The organism is Pseudoalteromonas sp. SANK 73390 (assembly GCF_054966645.1).
In genome coordinates, this window is record NZ_ARPN01000015.1 from 25,282 (window position 1) to 29,637 (window position 4,356).

A 4,356-nucleotide genomic window follows, 5' to 3' on the forward strand; every position below is an offset into this window, starting at 1 on the left:
TTATTATTCCAACTCTAATTCCAGTTCTTGCAACAATCTATCGACTTCTTCACTTGATAAGTCATCGATATAACCCTGTATTTCAACTGCTTTGCTGTACTTTTGGCTTTGCGATTCGATAAATTCAGCGATATGAACTATTGATGACAAGGTAAATATTTGCTTCGTCGTCATGTAAATATCAAAGTCAGCATGAATCTGATTTGCAAGTCTCACCGCTAATAGTGAATTCCCTCCCAAATCGAAAAAGCCTGTTTGCCTACTAATTTTATTCTTATTAATTCCAATCACTTGGGATATTATTTCGCACAAGCTTAGTTCTACCTCACCACTGGGTGCTTGATACTCACCTACCACATTCACTTCTATAGGCCGTGCTCTTAGCTGTTTAGTATCAACTTTGCCACTTTGGTTTAATGGCAATGTCGACATACGTACAAAGGCTGCGGGAATCATGTAGTGAGGCAGCGCACTATCTAACTCGCGACGTATGGCGCGCTCTAAATCACGATCAGTTTGCTGTGAAGCACTACAGTAAAACGCAACCAACATATCTTCCTGCTGGTCTTTGTTAACCAACACACAACATTGGGTGACTTCCTCAAAGTTCAAAATATGATGCTCTATTTCGCCTAGTTCGATACGAAATCCCCGAACTTTGACCAAGTCGTCCACTCGACCGAGAAATGCTAAATTTCCATCCGGCATCCAACGAGCTAAATCCCCTGTTCGGTACAAACGCTCACAGCTAGGCAAATAAGTCTTTCCACCTTCAATTTCAATAAACTTTTCCTTGGAAAGGATCTCATTTCCTAAATACCCTCTGGCTAGGCCATCGCCCGCAATAGCAAGCTCCCCTACCGCACCACATGGCAATAAACAGTTTGCGTCATCCACAATAAACACCTGCTTGTTGCCAGATGGTTTACCAATTGGTACCCACTCATAATTAGCCTTTGTACAATGGAGACTCGTTGCATAAACAGTGATCTCCGTAGGACCATACAGGTTAAACAGATCGGCATCGGGAAACTGTTTAACAAATGCATTTATATGCGCTGGATTTGCCGCCTGACCTCCTATCATCACAGTTCTAATGGACTCAAATACCTCAGGAAAATCAGACATCAGTAGGTTAAACAAACCAGTCGTAAAAAATGCGGTGTCTATGTCGTAACGCTGGCATAATTGCGGCCACATATTGATTTGTTCTCGCTCTACTGCCGTTGCTAGAACCAGCGTCTTCCCATTAAGCAACGGCTTGTAAACATCAATAACGCAGGCGTCGAATGAAAAATTTGAAACACTCAAAAACACCTTTGCTTTTTCATAATCCAGTGCTGCAATTGACTCAGGCAATGCTAGATTTACCACTCCTTTGTGCTCCAACATGACCCCTTTGGGCCGACCCGTTGAACCTGACGTATAAATTACATATGCCATAGATAGCGTTAGCTCTTTAGCGCGTAACAAATCGTCATCGCTGTAATGAGTTAGCAGCTCATCAATATCTGGCACTAACGCGGCTTTACACTCAAAGTGCTTATAACCTTCTATGTGCTGAGTCGTAGTGAGCACAAGCTTCGCTTTACTGTCTTCCAATATGTATTCTCGTCGCTCTTTGGGTAATTCACAGTCAATACATACATAGGCAGCTCCAACCTTTAACACTGCAAGCATCGCAATGATCAACTCAACATTTTGCTCAAAAGCTAATGCCACCAAACCATCAGGCTTGACCCCCTGATCCACAAACCAACGTGCCATACAATTTACATACTTATTGAGCTGCTCATATGTAAAGTATTTACCGTTATAAATGAGCGCGGTATGTTGCGCGTTCAAATTCACCTGATGCTCAAACACTTCTGGAATTGATGTACCAAAAGGATAATCAAATTTCATATTGTTATAAGCTGTCATTTGTTTCAGTTGAGCGTTGCTACTCAATGAAATATCAGCAACTTTGGAGTGGGGTTCATCGCAGATCCCCTCAAGTAAAAAAACAAAGCTTTTTGCAATACTTTCAATGCTTTGAGATTCAAAAAGTGCAGTGTTATATTCCCAAATGCATTTGGCTGTTTCGCTAACTTGCTCTATGTTCAACAGCAAATCAAACTTCACAAATCGCTCTTGAAAAGGTTCAATATCTAATAAAACATCACCTAGGCTGATCTCACTGAGTTGCTCATGCTGCATAGAGAAAACAATTTGGAATATTGGAGATTGTGCAAGACTTCTACTTGGGTTTAGCTTTTCGACGAGTGCATCAAATGGCAATAGTTGGTGTTCAAATGCCTCTTGGATCATGCGTGTGTTGTATGCTAAGAACTCTATAAAAGTCGGGGTTCCGTGTAGTTGAGTACGCAGCGCGAGTGTATTAGAAAAATATCCAATCAATGGTTCTGTTTGGGAGTGCTCCCGTCCAGAAACAGGCGTTCCTATAACTACATCATCACTACGACCCCAGCGTGAAACGAGCAAAGCAAATGCCGATTGCATCAGCATAAATAGTGTCACCTTCTGTTCATTCGCCAACGCTTTTAAGCGAGTCAATAACTGAGGTGAAATGTTCGTTTCAAGCAACGACCCTTGATACGATTGCTCTTGTGGACGCTTTTTATCCAAGGGGATGTTATGTGTCATGGGCAACTGCGTTAATTGTGCTTCCCAATAATCATATTGCTGCTGAATAAGTTCCGATGTATTGAACTCGTTCTGCCAATGTGCAAAGTCCGAGTATTGAATCGCTAAACGGCTAACCACTGGTTCAACACCCTTAATAATGGAATCATATTCCTGCGCTAATTCGCTAAAGAATAAGTTGATAGACCACCCATCCGAAGCAATATGATGCATGTTGATAAGCAACTTTTGCTCACCTGAACGAGCATGCTCAATCAAATGAAGTTGTATTGGCAAGTCTGCGCTTAAGTCAAATTTATAGTTGCGCTGGGATTTAACTAATTCATTTAATTGCGTTTGGTAGGTATTAGGTTGCTGCTCAAAAGTCACAACTTTTAAAGGCGATTCAAATACGCTCAACACTTTTGCTTGTGGTTGACCATCGGCATTAAATACAACAGTACGTAATACTTGGTGTCGATTAACTATTTCGACAACCGCTTGATTTAATGCATGAGGCTCTAGTCGACCAGATACTTTAAACAACCCTAACATGTTGTAGTGGCTACTTCCTTGCTCAAGCTGGTCAATAAACCACAGTCGCTTTTGGCTAAATGACAGCACAACGTCATCGTTATCTTCACGCGCAATAATAGGAGTTAATGAAGCTCTTATTTCACTTGACTTTAGATATTCGGCAAGCTTAACGATAGTACCTTTTTCGAATAATACGCTTAATGGCAACTCAACGTTTAGCTGCTCTCTTAAGCGAACGATAAAGCGCTGTGCATGTATGGAATGCCCGCCAATGAGGAAGAAATTATCAAATATACAGACTTGCTCGATATCGAGTAATGCTTGCCACATAGTGACAAGCTCCGTTTCCAGCGTGTTTCTTGGGGCAACAACTTCTTTAGAAAGTGATGTTGCAATGGCACTGTTGCCCAGTGCTTTACGATCAACCTTGCCACTTGGAGTCAGCGGCATTGTATCGAGCCAATTGTAAAAACTCGGCACCATATAAGAGGGGAGGCGTTTGTTTAGTTCGCTTTGATAAACACTACGCAGCCGACTTTGCTCACCCTCGTCAACTTTGTCGATGCTCACTAAGTTTGCTTGTAAGTATTGCTCTTCTTTTTCATTTGTAACCAATGCCACAACACAATGTTTGACGTTTTGAAGTTGCCCTAAAGCTGATTCTATTTCACCCAGCTCAATTCTAAACCCTCGAAGCTTTACTTGATCATCAAGACGCCCAATACACTCTAAATAGCCATCAACATGCCATTTTGCTAGGTCTCCAGTTCTATATAATCGACCTTCACCAAACGGATTATCAATAAAACGCTCTGCTGTTAAATCGTCTCGCTGCCAATACCCTTGAGCTAAGCCATCACCACCAATATATAACTCTCCAGTACATCCAACTCCCTGTAACTTACCATCTGGATTTAACACATAGAGCTGAGTATTTGCCACTCCTCTCCCTATGTTGATATTCTCACTGTTAATCTCTTGTATCGTTGACCAAATAGTGGTTTCTGTTGGCCCGTACATATTCCATAAACTGCCCCCCAGCGGGGTCAACCTATGCCGCAGTGCCTTTGCCATTTCTTGAGGCATTGCTTCGCCACCACACAACGCTTTAAGGCCTTTACTTGGCTCCCACCCGCCTTGTAACAGTAGTTGCCATGTCGCTGGGGTCGCTTGCATTACATCTATCTTTGCAGC

1 protein-coding gene is annotated in these 4,356 nt (G+C 42.1%); it reads right to left on the reverse strand.

Features of this window, described 5'->3' with window-relative positions; all coding sequences use genetic code 11:
• Nucleotides 1–3: 3 nt before the first annotated feature.
• Entirely contained in the window at nucleotides 4–4,338 is a 4,335-nt protein-coding gene (locus tag SANK73390_RS01760) for an amino acid adenylation domain-containing protein (RefSeq protein ID WP_462762777.1), read from the reverse strand.
• Nucleotides 4,339–4,356 lie beyond the last annotated feature (18 nt).

Excerpts from the sequence above, each read along its gene's own strand:
- SANK73390_RS01760 (WP_462762777.1), bottom strand. The coding sequence starts at position 4,338 with ATGCAAGCGACCCCAGCGACATGGCAACTACTGTTACAAGGCGGGTGG.